The sequence below is a fragment of the Escherichia sp. 93.0816 genome (assembly GCF_013368855.2).
Taxonomy (GTDB): Bacteria; Pseudomonadota; Gammaproteobacteria; order Enterobacterales; family Enterobacteriaceae; genus Escherichia; species Escherichia ruysiae.
Window position 1 is genome coordinate 143,899 of record NZ_JABWNC020000005.1, and the last position, 17,440, is coordinate 161,338.

Here is a 17,440-nt window from a genome sequence, read left to right on the forward strand (position 1 = left end):
GATGGTGGTGGGGGAAGGATTCGAACCTTCGAAGTCGATGACGGCAGATTTACAGTCTGCTCCCTTTGGCCGCTCGGGAACCCCACCACGGGGTAATGCTTTTTACTGGCCTGCTCCCTCATTGGGAAGCGGGGCGCATCATACCAAATGACACGCCGCTGTAAAGCGTTACGTTGAGAAAAATGAACTGGTTGCGTAATTTTCATCCGTAACGGATTAAAGGCAACCAGTTATTTTTGCTGGCGATTAAAGAATAATCGTCCGGTTACCGTAAACAAACACACGTTGCGCCAAAACCTGGTAAAGGGCGCGGCTTAATACGTTTTTCTCGACGTCACGACCTGCACGCATCATATCTTCGGCTGTATAAGTGTGATCCACATGAATAACGTCCTGCATAATGATTGGACCTTCATCCAGATTGTCATTTACATAGTGTGCCGTTGCGCCAATTATCTTCACGCCGCGTTCATAGGCTTGATGATACGGACGTGCCCCAATAAACGCCGGCAGGAATGAGTGGTGAATATTGATAATTTTATTCGGGAAGCGCGCTACAAATTCCGGCGTTAATACGCGCATATACTTCGCCAGCACAACGTAATCAGGCTGATAAGCATCAATGGCATCCGCCATCTTTTGATCGTGCTCGTTGCGACTTAATCCTTCATGGCTGACCAGTTCAAATGGAATATCAAAACGTTCAACCAGCGAACGCAAGGTATCGTGGTTGCCGATGACTGCCGCGATTTCCACATCCAGTCCACCGTAATTGGCTTTCATCAGCAGATCGCCAAGGCAATGCGCTTCTTTAGTGACCAGAATGACTATCCGGCGACGACCGGCGGGATTTAGTTCGCGCACAGAGCCTTCCGGCAATGCGCTATCGAGATCCGCCAGCAGGGTCGAATCATTAAAAATGCCTTCCAGTTCCGTGCGCATAAAAAAGCGTCCGGTACGATGATCAACAAATTCATTGTTCTGCACGATATTTAACTCGTGCTTGTAGCAAATATTAGTAATGCGCGCGATTAGACCTTTTTGATCCGGACAAATAGTACGCAGAACTTTTCGTTGGAGTGAGTGCATTGCTGGAAAAACCTTGTTGAGAGTGTTTGCTAAACCGTACCGTCAACCATTATTGGCCGCAGCACTTTTTAAATTTTTTACCTGAACCACAAGGGCAGGGATCGTTGCGGCCAAACTGTGGACGTGTACCGTCAATATAGTACCACTGACCGTTTTCTTTCAAAAATCGCGAACGTTCAATTATCGCTCCTGTTTTGCCCTGTTCGGCAAATCGGGCGACGAAGCTAACATAACCTACGTTATCTCCTTCGTGATATGAACGCTCAAATACGTTCAGCCCTAACCATTCGGTATGCGCAAATCCGGCAATCAATTCGGCACGTAACGCCGCTGCGCCACAGGACGGATGCCAGGTCTTAATTAAATAATCTGCGTCCTGCATCACAAAAGCGCAGTAACGCGAACGCATGAGATGTTCTGGATCAGGTGCGACCTTTTCACCAGACACATAACGGTGGCAACATAGGCTATACTCGACAGCACTACCACAGGGACAAAGCTCAGACACAAATAATCTCCCTGGAAACAATAACGGCGTATTAATCGCCTGCGTAGCACTATGTTAACCGAGCAGTAGCGATGTGGCTACGGCTGCATTCCAGGGGAAGCCTTCAGGAACAATGAGAAAGATAAAAATAGGGCTGGCGCTAGGATCTGGCGCGGCGCGAGGATGGTCGCATATTGGCGTCATTAACGCGCTTAAAAAAATGGGCATTGAAATAGATATCGTCGCAGGATGTTCAATCGGTTCGCTGGTGGGCGCAGCCTATGCATGCGATCGCCTGACCGCGCTTGAACAGTGGGTTACCTCTTTTAGCTATTGGGATGTTTTACGGCTGATGGATCTTTCCTGGCAGCGTGGTGGATTGTTGCGCGGTGAGCGTGTGTTCAACCAGTACCGCGAAATTATGCCGGAAACAGAGATCGAAAATTGTTCACGCCGTTTCGCTGCGGTCGCCACTAATTTAAGCACGGGGCGAGAACTGTGGTTTACCGAAGGCGACCTCCATCTTGCTATTCGTGCATCATGCAGCATCCCCGGCCTGATGGCGCCGGTCGCTCATAACGGCTATTGGCTGGTTGATGGCGCAGTTGTTAATCCGATTCCTATTTCCCTCACGCGTGCGATGGGCGCTGATATTGTGATTGCGGTCGATCTGCAGCACGATGCTCATTTAATGCAACAAGATCTCCTTTCATTTAATGTCAGTGAAGATAATGGCGAGAACGACGATCCTCTCCCGTGGCATGCGCGTCTGAAAGAACGATTAGGTAGTATAACTGCACGTCGGGCAGTGACTGCGCCAACCGCAACAGAGATTATGACCACGTCTATCCAGGTGTTGGAAAACCGTCTTAAACGAAACCGTATGGCTGGGGATCCGCCTGATATTCTGATTCAACCTTTATGCCCGCAGATATCCACTCTGGATTTTCATCGCGCAAATGCTGCCATTGCGGCAGGACAATTAGCGGTAGAGAAAAAAATGGATGAACTTTTACCGCTGGTTCGAACCAACGTTTTGACCTGATTTTTTATCTACACTTAAGTTAATTCTGACAGGCACTGATGGCAATAGCATGTCACTATTGAATAAAGCCAGTCAGGGGAGAGAACATGACGCAGCCATTGGTCGGAAAACAGATTCTCATAGTTGAAGATGAGCCAGTCTTTCGCTCGCTTCTGGATTCATGGTTTTCCTCATTGGGAGCAACAACAGTACTGGCGGCTGATGGGGTGGATGCCCTTGAGCTACTGGGCGGTTTAACACCCGATCTGATGATATGTGATATTGCAATGCCAAGAATGAATGGCTTAAAACTGCTGGAACATATACGCAACCGGGGAGACCAAACCCCGGTTCTGGTGATTTCTGCTACGGAAAATATGGCAGATATTGCGAAAGCATTACGACTGGGTGTGGAAGATGTTTTGCTGAAACCAGTTAAAGACCTTAACCGCTTGCGTGAGATGGTTTTTGCTTGCCTGTATCCCAGTATGTTTAACTCCAGGGTTGAGGAAGAAGAAAGACTTTTTCGCGATTGGGATGCAATGGTCGATAATCCGACAGCTGCCGCGAAATTATTGCAAGAATTACAACCACCGGTTCAGCAGGAGATTTCCCATTGCCGGGTTAATTATCGCCAACTCGTTGCTGTTGATAAACCTGGTCTGGTACTTGATATTGCAGCACTTTCGGAAAACGATCTGGCTTTTTATTGCCTTGATGTAACCCGTGCTGGACATAATGGCGTCCTTGCCGCCTTGTTATTACGTGCGTTGTTTAATGGCTTATTACAAGAACAGCTTGCGCACCAGAATCAACCTTTGCCTGAGTTAGGCGCGTTATTGAAGCAGGTAAACCATTTACTACGCCAGGCCAATCTGCCCGGTCAATTTCCTCTATTAGTCGGCTATTATCATCGTGAATTAAAAAATCTCATTCTGGTATCCGCAGGCTTGAATGCGACGTTGAATGCGGGTGAACACCAGATTCAAATCAGTAATGGCGTTCCGTTAGGAACATTAGGCAACACTTATTTGAATCAATTGAGTCAGCGATGTGATGCCTGGCAATGCCAAATTTGGGGCGCTGGTGGAAGGCTACGCTTGATGTTGTCTGCGAATTGAGCAAACGATAATTTGGGATAAAATTGCATTACCCGCTAATGTCGGCTGGTGGTACTATCGTCGCCATTCGTATAAGTAATTGTCTTAATTATGTTAACTCGCTTCCTTTTCGGAACCAGGCGTCGCCAGGGTACTGATATACTGGGATGTGATACAGAAATATGAACACGTTCAATACACGAACAGTCCAGGAGAATTTAAATGGCTGCCATTAACACGAAAGTCAAAAAAGCCGTTATCCCCGTAGCGGGATTAGGAACCAGGATGTTGCCGGCGACGAAAGCTATCCCGAAAGAGATGCTACCGCTTGTCGATAAGCCATTAATTCAATACGTCGTGAATGAATGTATTGCGGCTGGTATTACTGAAATTGTGCTGGTGACTCACTCATCGAAAAACTCTATTGAAAACCACTTTGATACTAGTTTTGAACTGGAAGCAATGCTGGAAAAACGTGTAAAACGCCAGCTGCTTGATGAAGTGCAGTCTATTTGCCCGCCGCACGTAACTATTATGCAAGTTCGTCAGGGGCTGGCGAAAGGTTTAGGGCACGCAGTATTGTGTGCTCACCCGGTAGTTGGTGATGAACCTGTGGCTGTTATTCTGCCTGACGTTATTCTGGATGAATATGAATCCGATTTGTCGCAGGATAACCTCGCAGAGATGATCCGCCGCTTTGATGAAACTGGGCATAGCCAGATCATGGTTGAGCCTGTTGCTGATGTGACTGCATATGGTGTTGTGGATTGCAAAGGCGTGGATTTAGCGCCGGGTGAAAGTGTACCTATGGTCGGTGTAGTAGAAAAACCGAAAGCAGATGTTGCACCGTCCAATCTCGCTATTGTTGGTCGTTACGTACTTAGCGCCGATATTTGGCCGCTGCTGGCAAAAACTCCTCCGGGAGCAGGCGATGAAATTCAACTTACCGATGCTATTGATATGCTGATCGAAAAAGAAACGGTTGAAGCCTATCACATGAAAGGGAAGAGCCATGACTGCGGTAATAAATTAGGTTACATGCAGGCTTTCGTTGAATACGGTATTCGTCACAACTCGCTGGGTGCTGAATTTAAAGCCTGGCTTGAAGAAGAGATGGGCATTAAGAAGTAACACCAATAGCGGTGTTTTCTACGAAACGGCATTGAGTTATCAATGCCGTTTTTTTATAGCTTATTCTTATTGGATAGTCTTAAAACGGACAATAAAAAATCCCGCCAATGGCGGGATTTTAAGCGAGCGTAATCTAAAAAAGATTATTACTTGATCAGGAAATCGTCGAGGGATTTACCTTGCTCATCCATTGCTTTTTTGATTACAGCCGGAGTACGACCCTGGCCAGTCCAGGTTTTGGTTTCGCCGTTCTCGTCAACGTAGCTATATTTAGCTGGACGCTGTGCGCGTTTAGCTTTGGTGCCGGATTTAACAGCCGCCATGCTATTCAGCAGTTCGTTCGGGTCAATACCGTCAGCGATCAGCATTTCACGATATTGTTGCAGTTTACGAGTGCGTTCTTCAACTTCAGCAGCAGCCGCACTTTCTTCTTCGCGACGCTCGTTAACAACTACTTCTAATTTTTCCAGCATTTCTTCCAGCGTTTCAAGTGTACATTCTCTTGCTTGCGCACGAAGAGTACGGATGTTGTTCAGAATTTTAAGTGCTTCGCTCATTGTAGTAATCTCAAACTTATATTGGGGTGGTTTGTTGAGGTAATAATAGAGCCTTAAATTCAGTTGTGCAATAGCCAGGAATGTAAGGAATTCAAAATTGTTCTTTATTTTGTGCCGCCAATAAATATCTTTTCATAAAATTAGCCAGAAAAGATGCGGCATATAGCCCTATTTGCACCGATGATTTCGCATCATCTAAGGTTAAAACTTCCTGATTCATGTCACATTTTATGTAGGGATTAATACGCGCTGACGTCTTTTACTCTTCGGTATTAGTCATGTTTACGAAAAATCCTCTATTAAGAGAATGATGAAAAGAAGAACAGTCGCAATAAGTGCAGGGACTTCGTATTGCCGTATCCTGGAGGTCAACAGAGGGTTATTACTTGTGCAACAAGTTAAAGATTGTGAATAGTTACCAGGAGTCATTTACGCGGTTATAACAAGCAAAAACAGACACAATGATAGCTCTGAAGGATTATGTCATCCTTCTTAAGGAATGATGTATATACGCTCTTCTGCGTGTACTGTTGGGCTGTAAAACTGGCGAATTATGATAAACTTCAGCCAACTTTATTTCATATCATTGAGGGCCTGTGGCTGATGGCACAGCTATATTTCTACTATTCCGCAATGAACGCGGGTAAGTCTACGGCATTGTTGCAATCTTCATACAATTACCAGGAACGCGGTATGCGGACCGTCGTATATACGGCGGAAATTGACGATCGTTTCGGGGCAGGGAAAGTCAGCTCGCGTATAGGTTTGTCATCACCGGCAAAATTATTTAACCAAAATTCATCATTATTTGATGAGATTCGTGCGGAACATGAACAACAGGCAATTCATTGTGTACTGGTTGATGAATGCCAGTTTTTAACCAGGCAACAAGTATATGAATTATCGGAGGTTGTCGATCAACTCGATATACCTGTTCTTTGTTATGGTTTACGTACAGATTTTCGCGGTGAATTATTTACCGGTAGTCAATACTTACTGGCATGGTCAGACAAACTGGTCGAATTAAAAACTATCTGCTTTTGTGGTCGTAAAGCAAGCATGGTGCTACGTCTTGATCAAGAGGGTAGGCCTTATAACGAAGGCGAGCAGGTAGTTATTGGTGGTAATGAGCGTTATGTCTCGGTTTGCCGTAAACACTATAAAGAAGCGTTAGAAGTCGGTTCTTTGACGGCTATTCAAGAAAGACATCAACACGATTAATAAGATTTTCTTTACTGACAGGATGAATCGAGGCTTTTATCCTGTCAGTTCGTTTTACTAACTTCTTCCGAGCCATAATCCTTTCTCTACTCCTAACCATCGCTAAAAACGTAACAGAACGATTTAGTGCTTCGTCATCTACGATGTTGAGTCATTTTCAGGTTATCGCGGTTTGTGCGCATTAGATAACAGTATATATATGAGAATACTAATGCTGTTGGGTTATTTGACTTTGTGTAGCGTGTGGCGAAAACAAAAAAAACGGCCCCAAAAGGGACCGTTTATGAGGATGTACAGAGTTACTGATTAAGCGGATTTCTTCGCTTTTTTCTCTGCTTTAGCTGGAGCTGCTTCCTTTGCTGCCGGTGCTCCTTCTACGTAATCACGACCATAGTAGGTATCCAGCAGAATCTGTTTCAGCTCGGAGATCAGCGGGTAACGCGGGTTAGCGCCGGTGCACTGGTCATCGAATGCGTCTTCAGACAGTTTATCTACGTTCGCCAGGAAGTCAGCTTCCTGAACGCCAGCCTCACGGATAGATTTCGGAATACCCAGTTCTGCTTTCAGCGTTTCCAGCCATGCCAGCAGTTTCTCGATCTTCGCAGCAGTACGGTCACCCGGTGCGCTCAGACCCAGATGGTCTGCGATTTCAGCATAACGACGACGAGCCTGCGGACGATCGTACTGGCTGAATGCAGTCTGCTTGGTCGGGTTGTCATTCGCGTTGTAGCGGATAACGTTACAAATCAGCAGGGCGTTGGCCAGACCGTGCGGAATATGGAACTGGGAACCCAGTTTGTGCGCCATTGAGTGACATACACCCAGGAAGGCGTTCGCAAACGCGATACCCGCGATAGTTGCCGCACTGTGAACACGTTCACGCGCTACCGGGTTTTTAGCCCCTTCGTGGTAAGACGCTGGCAGATATTCTTTGAGCAGTTTCAGCGCCTGCAGAGCCTGACCGTCAGAGAACTCAGATGCCAGTACAGAAACATAAGCTTCCATGGCGTGAGTGACTGCGTCCAGACCACCGAAAGCACACAGAGACTTCGGCATATCCATAACCAGGTTGGCGTCAACAATCGCCATATCCGGGGTCAGTGCATAGTCTGCCAGCGGATATTTCTGACCTGTTGCGTCGTCGGTTACAACCGCAAACGGAGTCACTTCAGAACCTGTACCGGAAGTGGTGGTGACGGCGATCATTTTCGCTTTCACGCCCATTTTCGGGAACTTGTAGATACGTTTACGGATATCCATAAAGCGCAGCGCCAGTTCTTCGAAGTGAGTTTCTGGATGTTCGTACATAACCCACATGATTTTCGCGGCGTCCATCGGGGAACCACCACCCAGCGCGATGATCACGTCTGGCTTGAAGGAGTTCGCCAGTTCGGCACCTTTACGAACGATGCTCAGTGTCGGGTCAGCTTCAACTTCAAAGAAGACTTCAGTTTCAACGCCGGCAGCTTTCAGTACAGAAGTAATCTGGTCAGCATAACCGTTGTTGAACAGGAAGCGGTCAGTCACGATGAGCGCACGTTTGTGGCCATCAGTAATCACTTCATCCAGCGCGATTGGCAGTGAGCCACGGCGGAAGTAGATAGATTTCGGAAGTTTGTGCCACAACATGTTTTCAGCTCGCTTAGCAACGGTTTTCTTGTTGATCAAGTGTTTTGGACCAACGTTTTCAGAGATGGAGTTACCACCCCAGGAACCACAACCCAGAGTCAGGGAAGGTGCGAGTTTGAAGTTATACAGGTCACCGATACCACCCTGAGAAGCCGGGGTGTTGATCAGGATACGGGCAGTTTTCATTTTCTGACCGAAGTAGGCAACGCGTGCCGGTTGGTTATCCTGGTCGGTGTACAGGCAAGAGGTATGACCGATACCGCCCATGGCAACCAGTTTCTCTGCTTTCTCTACCGCGTCTTCGAAATCTTTTGCACGGTACATTGCCAGAGTCGGGGACAGTTTTTCATGTGCAAACGGTTCGCTTTCATCAACAACGGTCACTTCACCGATCAGAATCTTAGTGTTTTCTGGTACAGAGAAGCCCGCCAGTTCAGCAATTTTATAAGCCGGTTGACCAACGATAGCTGCGTTCAGTGCGCCGTTTTTCAGGATAACGTCCTGAACGGCTTTCAGCTCTTTACCCTGCAGCATGTAACCGCCGTGGGTAGCGAAACGTTCACGTACAGCGTCATAAACAGAGTCAACAACAACAACAGACTGTTCAGAAGCACAGATTACGCCGTTGTCGAAGGTTTTGGACATCAGTACGGATGCAACTGCACGTTTGATATCTGCGGTTTCATCGATAACAACCGGAGTGTTACCAGCACCTACACCGATTGCCGGTTTACCGGAGCTGTATGCTGCTTTAACCATGCCCGGACCACCGGTCGCGAGAATCAGGTTAATGTCAGGGTGGTGCATCAGCGCGTTGGACAGTTCAACAGAAGGTTGATCGATCCAGCCAATCAGATCTTTCGGTGCACCAGCAGCGATAGCAGCCTGCAGAACGATATCAGCAGCTTTGTTGGTTGCATCTTTTGCACGCGGATGCGGAGAGAAGATGATGGCGTTGCGGGTCTTCAGGCTGATCAGCGATTTGAAGATTGCAGTTGAAGTCGGGTTAGTCGTTGGAACGATACCGCAGATAATACCGATTGGTTCAGCGATAGTGATAGTACCGAAAGTGTCGTCTTCAGACAGAACACCGCAGGTTTTTTCATCTTTATAGGCGTTGTAGATATATTCAGAAGCAAAGTGGTTTTTAATTACTTTATCTTCGACGATACCCATGCCGGATTCGGCAACGGCCATTTTCGCGAGTGGGATTCGAGCATCTGCGGCAGCCAGAGCGGCGGCGCGGAAGATTTTATCAACTTGCTCTTGAGTGAAACTGGCATATTCACGCTGGGCTTTTTTTACACGCTCTACGAGTGCGTTAAGTTCAGCGACATTAGTAACAGCCATAATGCTCTCCTGATAATGTTAAACTTTTTTAGTAAATCATCTGCTCGAATACGAGAGTATAGTCAGTGTGGTGATGATTTGCTTAACCTATGAAAATCAAAAGCTTACTCGCGCTCACACTCACTGTGATTTACTAAAAGAGTTTAAACATTAGAGAGACTAATCTCTAATGCGTCACTTCCAGGTGGCGTAAGCAAGATTACTCACTTCTGGGTACTGATTACGTGATCTAGATCAAAATTCCGCAAAGCTGACACCTTTCAGCTCCGCTTTTAGCTATAAAAGCTAATAGTTAATAAATTGTAGTATTTATTGTTGGCTACATTAGCATGTTTTGCACGACTAGATAACAATAATGAATGATAGTAATTTTAAGCGGTTAGGAGGTGAAAAATGCTGCCAAAAGGCGTATTGTCAGCGCGTATTTTTTTACCTTTGTTTATGGCTAACATTATCCGGCTTTTGCTTCGGAGCTAACCGTGATTCAGACACTCTTTGATTTTCCCGTTTACTTTAAATTTTTCATCGGGTTATTTGCGCTGGTTAACCCGGTTGGGATTATCCCCGTGTTTATCAGTATGACCAGCTATCAGACTGCGGCAGCGAGAAACAAAACAAATCTGACTGCCAACCTGTCGGTAGCGATTATCTTGTGGATCTCGCTTTTTCTCGGCGACACGATTCTGCAACTTTTTGGAATATCGATTGATTCGTTCCGCATCGCGGGCGGCATACTGGTGGTTACAATTGCGATGTCGATGATCAGCGGTAAGCTTGGTGAGGATAAACAGAACAAACAAGAGAAATCAGAAACCGCAATTCGAGAAAGCATCGGCGTTGTACCGCTCGCATTGCCTTTGATGGCGGGGCCAGGGGCGATCAGTTCAACTATCGTTTGGGGAACGCGTTATCACAGCATTGGTTATCTGTTCGGCTTTTTTGTGGCAATTGCATTGTTTGCTTTATGTTGCTGGGGCTTATTCCGCATGGCGCCCTGGCTGGTGCGAGTTCTGCGCCAGACCGGTATAAACGTGATTACTCGTATTATGGGGTTGCTGCTGATGGCATTAGGGATTGAATTTATCGTTAATGGAATCAAAGGGATTTTCCCTGGTCTGCTCAATTAATTCCTTTCATACGAAACGGAGCCATGGTGCTCCGTTTTTTCGTCATTATTTTTACTTTTGCCCAGCGCAGTTATCAAAAGCAAACGAAATAGATAAATATTTTTCCTCATATTACAGCTAGTTATAAGAATATCCTTACCCCGCCATTCTCCTCATCATGTTATTTTCGCGACATCATAATCCTGGGTCTTGCTGAAGAATAATTGAAATGATATTAGTAATTCCACTGCGTTTGGCAGAGGAATGTGCTAAATAATGGTCTGTTGTTAAATTATTGTGTATTTCTCTGTCGTGACGGCAACAAGAAAAAACAGACTTGCTTTCCTCGGTTTTATATCATTGTTTTTAAATGATTTTATTGGCGGTCTGATGAGGTCTTTAGATATTGGCGCGGTCAGTAAAAGAGAATTGCTTAACAATTTTGCAAAATGTATTGGCGGGCAAGAAGCGCATTTGATACTTTCCGGCCAACCGTCAGGCGATTTTTTTGGTAATGAGAATAATTAACAATAAAAATTGCTGCATTAAAGAATAAATGTGTCTCGACAGGGGAGACACAGTAGGAACCGACGTAAGGTGGTCGTTCGAATCACCAGAATAAATAAAGTCGGTGATAGCAAAGCGTAACGATATATCAACCTGGCAGCAGAAAGTCTCCGAATCTGTCCAGGGTCCCAACCCGGGATTACACATGCTGGTTAAAGCCAGTAATTATAATGAGGGAGTCCAAAAAACAATGACCAACATCACCAAGAGAAGTTTAGTAGCAGCAGGCGTTCTGGCTGCGCTTATGGCAGGGAATGTTGCGCTGGCGGCTGATGTACCCGCTGGTGTTCAGCTTGCAGAAAAACAAACGCTGGTGCGTAACAATGGTTCTGAAGTTCAGTCATTAGATCCGCACAAAATTGAAGGGGTTCCGGAGTCTAATATCAGTCGCGACCTGTTTGAAGGCTTGCTGGTCAGCGATCTCGATGGTCATCCGGCGCCTGGCGTCGCTGAGTCCTGGGATAATAAAGATGCCAAAGTCTGGACATTCCATCTGCGTAAAGATGCGAAATGGTCCGACGGCACGCCAGTCACTGCGCAGGACTTTGTATACAGTTGGCAACGTTCTGTTGATCCGAACACCGCTTCTCCCTATGCCAGTTATCTACAATATGGGCATATCGCCGGTATTGATGAAATTCTCGAAGGGAAAAAACCGATTACCGATCTCGGCGTGAAAGCCGTCGATGACCACACTTTAGAAGTCACATTAAGTGAGCCTGTTCCGTATTTCTATAAATTACTGGTTCACCCATCGACTTCTCCGGTGCCAAAAGCCGCTATTGAGAAATTCGGCGAGAAATGGACCCAGCCAGGAAATATTGTCACTAACGGTGCCTATACCTTAAAAGATTGGGTCGTTAACGAACGTATCGTTCTTGAGCGCAGCCCGACCTACTGGAACAACGCGAAAACCGTCATTAATCAAGTCACCTATTTGCCGATTGCTTCTGAAGTCACCGATGTTAACCGCTATCGTAGCGGCGAAATTGATATGACCTATAACAACATGCCGATCGAGCTGTTCCAGAAGCTGAAAAAAGAGATCCCGAACGAAGTTCACGTCGATCCGTATCTGTGCACCTACTATTACGAAATTAACAACCAGAAACCGCCATTCAACGACGTGCGTGTGCGTACCGCACTGAAACTGGGTATGGATCGCGATATCATTGTTAATAAAGTGAAAGCACAGGGCGATATGCCAGCCTATGGTTACACTCCTCCTTACACAGATGGTGCAAAATTAACTCAGCCGGAATGGTTTGGCTGGAGCCAGGAAAAACGTAACGAAGAAGCGAAAAAATTGCTGGCTGAAGCGGGCTATACCGCAGATAAACCGTTGACCATTAACCTGCTATATAACACGTCCGATCTGCATAAAAAGCTGGCGATTGCCGCCTCTTCACTGTGGAAGAAAAACATTGGTGTAAACGTCAAACTGGTTAACCAGGAGTGGAAAACCTTCCTCGATACCCGTCACCAGGGAACTTTTGATGTGGCTCGTGCAGGCTGGTGTGCTGACTACAACGAACCAACTTCCTTCCTGAACACCATGCTGTCGAACAGTTCGATGAATACCGCGCATTATAAGAGCCCGGCCTTTGACAGCATTATGGCGGAAACGCTGAAAGCGACTGACGAGGCGCAACGTACTGCACTGTACACCAAAGCAGAACAGCAGCTGGATAAAGATTCGGCCATTGTTCCGGTTTATTACTACGTGAACGCGCGTCTGGTGAAACCGTGGGTTGGGGGTTATACCGGCAAAGATCCGCTGGATAATACCTACACCAGAAATATGTACATTGTGAAGCACTAATGGCAATACGTGGGGCGGGGCTTCCTGCTCCACGGTGTCTGATTTTTATCGCATTACAGAAGGCACTGGCCAGAAGGTACGGCAATGTTAAAATTTATTCTACGTCGCTGTCTGGAAGCGATTCCGACGCTATTTATTCTTATTACTATTTCGTTCTTTATGATGCGTCTGGCGCCGGGAAGTCCGTTCACCGGCGAACGGACGTTACCGCCAGAAGTGATGGCAAATATCGAAGCGAAATATCATCTTAATGATCCGATCATGACACAGTATTTCAGCTACCTGAAACAACTGGCGCATGGCGATTTCGGTCCGTCTTTTAAATATAAAGATTATTCGGTCAATGACCTGGTCGCATCCAGTTTTCCTGTTTCTGCAAAATTGGGGGCAGCCGCGTTTATACTTGCGGTAGTGCTGGGTGTTAGTGCTGGCGTTATTGCCGCATTAAAACAAAACACCAAATGGGACTATACCGTTATGGGGCTGGCAATGACCGGGGTGGTTATCCCCAGTTTTGTGGTTGCGCCGTTATTAGTCATGATATTCGCGATCATATTGCATTGGCTACCAGGCGGTGGCTGGAATGGCGGGGCGCTGAAATTCATGATACTGCCGATGGTTGCGTTGTCTCTTGCCTATATCGCCAGTATTGCGCGTATTACCCGTGGTTCGATGATTGAAGTTTTACATTCCAACTTTATTCGTACTGCCCGCGCGAAAGGTTTGCCTATGCGCAGGATCATCTTTCGCCACGCATTAAAACCTGCTCTGTTACCCGTACTCTCATATATGGGGCCCGCATTTGTCGGCATAATTACCGGTTCTATGGTCATCGAAACCATTTATGGTTTACCTGGGATCGGGCAATTGTTTGTTAATGGTGCGTTGAACCGTGACTATTCATTGGTATTAAGCCTGACCATTCTGGTTGGTGCATTAACCATTTTGTTTAATGCCATTGTCGATGTGCTATATGCGGTTATCGACCCGAAAATCCGTTACTGATACTGGAGCTCGCGATGATGTTAAGTAAGAAAAACAGCGAGACGCTGGAAAATTTCAGTGAAAAGCTGGAGGTCGAAGGGCGCAGCTTGTGGCAGGACGCACGCCGACGTTTTATGCATAACCGTGCGGCGGTCGCCAGTCTGATTGTACTGGTGCTGATTGCGCTGTTTGTTATCCTGGCACCGATGCTTTCGCAATTTGCCTATGATGATACCGACTGGGCAATGATGTCCAGCGCCCCGGATATGGAATCTGGTCATTACTTCGGTACGGACTCATCTGGTCGCGACCTGCTGGTGCGCGTCGCGATTGGCGGACGAATCTCACTCATGGTCGGTGTCGCTGCGGCGCTGGTGGCAGTGGTTGTCGGTACACTTTATGGTTCACTTTCCGGTTATCTTGGCGGCAAAGTGGATTCGGTAATGATGCGTCTGCTGGAAATCCTCAACTCCTTCCCATTCATGTTCTTCGTCATTTTGCTGGTGACCTTTTTCGGTCAAAACATTCTGCTGATTTTTGTAGCGATTGGCATGGTTTCCTGGCTGGATATGGCGCGTATTGTGCGTGGGCAAACCCTGAGTCTGAAGCGCAAAGAGTTTATTGAGGCGGCACAAGTTGGCGGTGTATCTACGCCCGGCATTGTAATTCGCCATATTGTGCCCAACGTGCTCGGCGTGGTGGTGGTCTACGCATCGCTACTGGTGCCAAGCATGATCCTCTTTGAATCCTTTTTAAGCTTCCTGGGGCTGGGTACACAAGAGCCGTTAAGCAGCTGGGGCGCATTGCTGAGCGATGGCGCGAACTCGATGGAAGTCTCTCCGTGGTTACTGCTGTTCCCTGCGGGATTCCTCGTGGTGACGCTGTTTTGTTTCAACTTTATCGGCGATGGCTTGCGTGATGCCCTCGACCCGAAAGATCGTTAAGGAGTGCAGCCATGAGCGTAATTGAAACTGCAACTGTGCCGCTCGCACAACAACAGGCTGACGCACTACTGAACGTGAAAGATTTGCGTGTCACCTTTAGTACCCCGGATGGCGACGTCACGGCGGTCAATGATTTGAATTTTTCCCTGCGTGCCGGGGAAACTCTGGGTATCGTTGGTGAATCTGGTTCGGGTAAATCGCAAACCGCGTTTGCCTTAATGGGGCTGCTGGCTGCCAACGGACATATTGGCGGCTCGGCAACGTTCAATGGGCGAGAAATCCTCAATCTTCCAGAGCGAGAACTCAACAAACTGCGCGCTGAACAAATCTCGATGATTTTTCAGGATCCGATGACCTCATTAAATCCTTATATGCGCGTCGGTGAGCAGTTGATGGAAGTGCTGATGCTGCATAAAAGCATGAGCAAGGCTGAAGCGTTTGAAGAGTCGGTGCGGATGCTTGATGCAGTAAAAATGCCAGAAGCGCGTAAGCGCATGAAGATGTTCCCGCATGAATTTTCTGGTGGGATGCGTCAGCGCGTCATGATTGCGATGGCGTTGCTGTGTCGGCCTAAACTGCTGATTGCCGATGAGCCGACAACCGCGCTGGACGTGACCGTACAGGCGCAGATCATGACGCTATTGAATGAACTGAAGCGGGAATTTAATACCGCCATCATTATGATCACTCACGATCTTGGTGTCGTGGCGGGGATCTGTGACAAAGTGCTGGTGATGTACGCCGGGCGCACGATGGAATATGGCAATGCGCGCGATGTCTTTTATCAACCCGTTCATCCTTATTCTATCGGTTTGCTGAATGCGGTGCCGCGCCTTGATGCGGAAGGTGAAACCATGTTGACCATCCCGGGTAATCCGCCAAACCTGCTACGTTTACCGAAAGGTTGCCCGTTCCAGCCACGTTGTCCGTATGCGATGGAGATTTGTAGTAGTGCGCCGCCGCTGGAAGAGTTTACGCCTGGTCGCCTGCGTGCCTGCTTTAAACCGGTGGAGGAGCTGTTATGAATGCTGTAACCGAAGGAAGAAAAGTCCTCCTCGAAATAGCTGACCTGAAAGTGCACTTTGAGATCAAAGATGGCAAACAGTGGTTCTGGCAACCGACAAAAACGCTGAAAGCGGTCGATGGTGTCACGCTTCGCCTGTATGAAGGGGAAACATTAGGTGTGGTAGGGGAATCGGGATGCGGTAAGTCCACCTTTGCTCGTGCCATCATCGGTTTGGTCAAGGCCACTGACGGTCGTGTTGCCTGGTTAGGCAAAGAGCTGTTGGGGATGAAGCCCGATGAATGGCGTGCCGTTCGTAGTGATATCCAGATGATTTTTCAGGACCCGCTGGCGTCTCTGAATCCACGTATGACCATCGGCGAGATCATCGCAGAACCGCTGCGCACCTATCATCCGAAAATGTCACGTCAGGAAGTTCGTGAGCGCGTGAAGGCGATGATGATGAAAGTTGGCTTGCTACCCAATCTGATTAACCGCTATCCGCATGAGTTCTCCGGCGGGCAGTGTCAGCGTATCGGGATTGCTCGTGCACTTATTCTTGAACCGAAGCTGATTATCTGCGATGAGCCGGTGTCGGCGCTGGACGTCTCAATTCAGGCGCAGGTAGTCAACCTGCTCCAGCAGTTGCAACGTGAGATGGGATTGTCATTAATCTTTATCGCCCACGATCTGGCAGTGGTAAAACACATTTCCGATCGCGTGCTGGTGATGTATCTCGGACATGCGGTAGAACTGGGGACGTATGATGAGGTCTACCATAATCCGCTGCATCCTTATACCAAAGCATTGATGTCGGCAGTGCCCATTCCTGACCCGGATCTGGAAAAGAATAAATCTATTCAGTTACTGGAAGGGGAATTACCGTCGCCGATCAACCCGCCTTCTGGTTGTGTTTTCCGTACCCGCTGCCCGATTGCCGGTCCTGAGTGTGCCAAAACGCGACCTGTGCTGGAGGGGAGTTTCAGACATGCCGTTTCTTGCCTGAAAGTCGATCCGCTTTAAAACAAAAAGGGCTGACAACTGTCAGCCCTTTATCACGCCAAAAGCGATTATTTATTCTCGCCAGATAATATGGCAAAGTTTGTGATCTTTTTCGCGGCATAACAGGATACGGGCGAAAATATCGTTGATTTCACCATCTTCACTGTCCGCCAGGCCAATCACCACTTCGGCAAAAAAGTCCGGGTTCAAGTCGAAATCAACATGCTCCTGCCAGTCTTCTGCCGGGTCGAATAACTCCGCACCGCCGCGCTCTTCAAACTGAAGATTGAACAGCAGGACATCAGCCGGATCGAGATTATCTGCGGCCAGTTCGAGAAAAATATCATAGGCCTGTTCAAGTGTTTCATCTTCGGTCAGGCGATTGTTTAAATCCATATCCATAGTCACTACCCGTTTAACATCT

The 17,440-nt window shown here is 47.4% G+C and carries 16 protein-coding genes and 1 tRNA gene; 11 read left to right on the top strand and 6 right to left on the bottom strand.

The genetic code is table 11. The annotated features are described in order from the left end of the window. Positions 1-2: 2 nt before the first annotated feature. The 3 genes from HEM79_RS08335 to HEM79_RS08345 form a co-directional block, all read right to left on the bottom strand. A tRNA-Tyr gene (locus tag HEM79_RS08335) sits at positions 3-87 on the bottom strand. Between the two features lie 159 nt (positions 88-246). Then, complete coding sequence (gene purU / locus HEM79_RS08340) at positions 247-1,089, bottom strand: formyltetrahydrofolate deformylase (RefSeq protein WP_000555850.1); 843 nt, start codon at positions 1,087-1,089, stop codon at positions 247-249. Between the two features lie 49 nt (positions 1,090-1,138). Next, entirely contained in the window at positions 1,139-1,597 is a 459-nt protein-coding gene (locus HEM79_RS08345; RefSeq protein ID WP_176241002.1) for a YchJ family protein, read from the bottom strand. A 112-nt stretch (positions 1,598-1,709) separates the two neighbouring features. On the opposite strand from HEM79_RS08345, the gene rssA reads away from it, so the two are divergent. The 3 genes from rssA to galU all read left to right on the top strand — a co-directional run bounded on the left by rssA (position 1,710) and on the right by galU (position 4,831). Beyond that, the gene (rssA, locus tag HEM79_RS08350) at positions 1,710-2,621 is read left to right on the top strand and encodes a patatin-like phospholipase RssA (protein WP_176241003.1); all 912 of its coding nucleotides are present in this window, start codon (positions 1,710-1,712) and stop codon (positions 2,619-2,621) included. Between the two features lie 86 nt (positions 2,622-2,707). Continuing rightward, on the top strand, positions 2,708-3,721 hold the full coding sequence (gene rssB, locus HEM79_RS08355) for a two-component system response regulator RssB (RefSeq protein WP_000193440.1): 1,014 nt from the start codon (positions 2,708-2,710) through the stop codon (positions 3,719-3,721). A 201-nt stretch (positions 3,722-3,922) separates the two neighbouring features. Further along, positions 3,923-4,831, top strand: coding sequence for a UTP--glucose-1-phosphate uridylyltransferase GalU (galU, locus tag HEM79_RS08360; RefSeq protein WP_000718987.1), 909 nt, complete (start codon positions 3,923-3,925; stop codon positions 4,829-4,831). A 146-nt stretch (positions 4,832-4,977) separates the two neighbouring features. Here galU and hns read toward each other — a convergent pair whose 3' ends face one another. Continuing rightward, positions 4,978-5,388: a histone-like nucleoid-structuring protein H-NS gene (gene hns / locus HEM79_RS08365; protein WP_001287384.1), complete on the bottom strand. Its 411-nt coding sequence runs from the start codon at positions 5,386-5,388 to the stop codon at positions 4,978-4,980. Between the two features lie 603 nt (positions 5,389-5,991). Here hns and tdk point away from each other — a divergent pair. Next, the gene (gene tdk, locus HEM79_RS08370; RefSeq protein WP_016158403.1) at positions 5,992-6,609 is read left to right on the top strand and encodes a thymidine kinase; all 618 of its coding nucleotides are present in this window, start codon (positions 5,992-5,994) and stop codon (positions 6,607-6,609) included. A 306-nt stretch (positions 6,610-6,915) separates the two neighbouring features. Here tdk and adhE read toward each other — a convergent pair whose 3' ends face one another. After that, entirely contained in the window at positions 6,916-9,588 is a 2,673-nt protein-coding gene (gene adhE / locus HEM79_RS08375; protein ID WP_000301666.1) for a bifunctional acetaldehyde-CoA/alcohol dehydrogenase, read from the bottom strand. A 479-nt stretch (positions 9,589-10,067) separates the two neighbouring features. On the opposite strand from adhE, the gene ychE reads away from it, so the two are divergent. The 7 genes from ychE to oppF all read left to right on the top strand — a co-directional run bounded on the left by ychE (position 10,068) and on the right by oppF (position 17,037). Continuing rightward, on the top strand, positions 10,068-10,715 hold the full coding sequence (ychE, locus tag HEM79_RS08380; protein ID WP_000616769.1) for an NAAT family transporter YchE: 648 nt from the start codon (positions 10,068-10,070) through the stop codon (positions 10,713-10,715). A 291-nt stretch (positions 10,716-11,006) separates the two neighbouring features. Next, positions 11,007-11,222, top strand: coding sequence for a hypothetical protein (locus HEM79_RS08385; protein ID WP_176241004.1), 216 nt, complete (start codon positions 11,007-11,009; stop codon positions 11,220-11,222). A gap of 229 nt (positions 11,223-11,451) precedes the next feature. After that, entirely contained in the window at positions 11,452-13,083 is a 1,632-nt protein-coding gene (gene oppA / locus HEM79_RS08390; protein WP_024257611.1) for an oligopeptide ABC transporter substrate-binding protein OppA, read from the top strand. Positions 13,084-13,167: 84 nt separating this feature from the next. Then, positions 13,168-14,088, top strand: a complete 921-nt coding sequence (gene oppB / locus HEM79_RS08395) for an oligopeptide ABC transporter permease OppB (RefSeq protein WP_021550880.1) — start codon at positions 13,168-13,170, stop codon at positions 14,086-14,088. Between the two features lie 14 nt (positions 14,089-14,102). Beyond that, positions 14,103-15,011: an oligopeptide ABC transporter permease OppC gene (gene oppC / locus HEM79_RS08400; protein WP_000979659.1), complete on the top strand. Its 909-nt coding sequence runs from the start codon at positions 14,103-14,105 to the stop codon at positions 15,009-15,011. An 11-nt stretch (positions 15,012-15,022) separates the two neighbouring features. Then, entirely contained in the window at positions 15,023-16,036 is a 1,014-nt protein-coding gene (oppD, locus tag HEM79_RS08405; RefSeq protein ID WP_000110935.1) for a murein tripeptide/oligopeptide ABC transporter ATP-binding protein OppD, read from the top strand. Next, on the top strand, positions 16,033-17,037 hold the full coding sequence (gene oppF, locus HEM79_RS08410; protein ID WP_176241005.1) for a murein tripeptide/oligopeptide ABC transporter ATP-binding protein OppF: 1,005 nt from the start codon (positions 16,033-16,035) through the stop codon (positions 17,035-17,037). The genes oppD and oppF overlap by 4 nt, the downstream gene beginning before the upstream one ends. A 51-nt stretch (positions 17,038-17,088) precedes the next feature. Here the strand turns inward: oppF and HEM79_RS08415 are convergent, their stop codons facing one another. Beyond that, positions 17,089-17,418 (bottom strand): HI1450 family dsDNA-mimic protein, encoded by a 330-nt coding sequence (locus HEM79_RS08415; RefSeq protein ID WP_000366958.1) that lies wholly within the window; start codon positions 17,416-17,418, stop codon positions 17,089-17,091. Between the last annotated feature and the right edge of the window lie 22 nt (positions 17,419-17,440).

Bases quoted from the DNA above. Each gene is read 5' to 3' on its own strand.
- tdk (WP_016158403.1), top strand. From the start codon at position 5,992: ATGGCACAGCTATATTTCTACTATTCCGCAATGAACGCGGGTAAGTCT.
- oppF (WP_176241005.1), top strand. From the start codon at position 16,033: ATGAATGCTGTAACCGAAGGAAGAAAAGTCCTCCTCGAAATAGCTGAC.
- galU (WP_000718987.1), top strand. From the start codon at position 3,923: ATGGCTGCCATTAACACGAAAGTCAAAAAAGCCGTTATCCCCGTAGCG.
- HEM79_RS08415 (WP_000366958.1), bottom strand. From the start codon at position 17,418: ATGGATATGGATTTAAACAATCGCCTGACCGAAGATGAAACACTTGAA.
- purU (WP_000555850.1), bottom strand. From the start codon at position 1,089: ATGCACTCACTCCAACGAAAAGTTCTGCGTACTATTTGTCCGGATCAA.
- hns (WP_001287384.1), bottom strand. From the start codon at position 5,388: ATGAGCGAAGCACTTAAAATTCTGAACAACATCCGTACTCTTCGTGCG.
- rssB (WP_000193440.1), top strand. From the start codon at position 2,708: ATGACGCAGCCATTGGTCGGAAAACAGATTCTCATAGTTGAAGATGAG.
- oppA (WP_024257611.1), top strand. From the start codon at position 11,452: ATGACCAACATCACCAAGAGAAGTTTAGTAGCAGCAGGCGTTCTGGCT.
- rssA (WP_176241003.1), top strand. From the start codon at position 1,710: ATGAGAAAGATAAAAATAGGGCTGGCGCTAGGATCTGGCGCGGCGCGA.
- adhE (WP_000301666.1), bottom strand. From the start codon at position 9,588: ATGGCTGTTACTAATGTCGCTGAACTTAACGCACTCGTAGAGCGTGTA.
- oppC (WP_000979659.1), top strand. From the start codon at position 14,103: ATGATGTTAAGTAAGAAAAACAGCGAGACGCTGGAAAATTTCAGTGAA.
- oppD (WP_000110935.1), top strand. From the start codon at position 15,023: ATGAGCGTAATTGAAACTGCAACTGTGCCGCTCGCACAACAACAGGCT.
- oppB (WP_021550880.1), top strand. From the start codon at position 13,168: ATGTTAAAATTTATTCTACGTCGCTGTCTGGAAGCGATTCCGACGCTA.